Source organism: Bacillus sp. 05T22, from assembly GCF_056396765.1.
Window position 1 is genome coordinate 1 of sequence record NZ_JBFTMC010000282.1, and the last position, 496, is coordinate 496.

The 496-nt window shown below is 38.2% G+C and carries 1 protein-coding gene; it reads right to left on the reverse strand.

Features of this window, described 5'->3' with window-relative positions; translation table 11 throughout:
* Positions 1-144 precede the first annotated feature (144 nt).
* Positions 145-496: RNA-guided endonuclease InsQ/TnpB family protein (locus AC1DIT_RS28435; RefSeq protein WP_141490438.1), on the reverse strand; the 352-nt coding region annotated here is incomplete at its 5' end.

Here is a 496-nt window from a genome sequence, read left to right on the forward strand (position 1 = left end):
GTGAACTACCCGCCACTTAACGCTCTTACGAGCTGTTTGAAGTGGGGGCTTCTCGGTTAGTCGTTACTTTTATTAGCTAACGAATTAGTCGTAAGACCACGAGCTATCTCCCATGTTCCATAGGTTCTTTGATATGATTTATGATCATGCTAACAAGCGTATCGCTTCATTTTTGATGTTRATTGCAGCATTATAATCTCTATCTATTGACGTACCACAATCACAAACATACTCTCGTTCAGATAGTGCTAAATCCTTTACGTTTCCACAACTACTGCATGTTTTTGTAGAAGGAAACCATTTATCAATCTTCACAAGTTGTTTGCCTTGTTCTTGTAACTTATAGGCTAAAAAAGTCGTGAACATCCCCCACCCATTATCAGCAACACTTTTACCAAAGTTAAGTGCTCGTGACATCCCTTTCATGTTCAAGTCTTCAATTGCTACAACATCAAAGTTATCGACTAATTCTTTTGACTTATGATGAAGGAAGTTC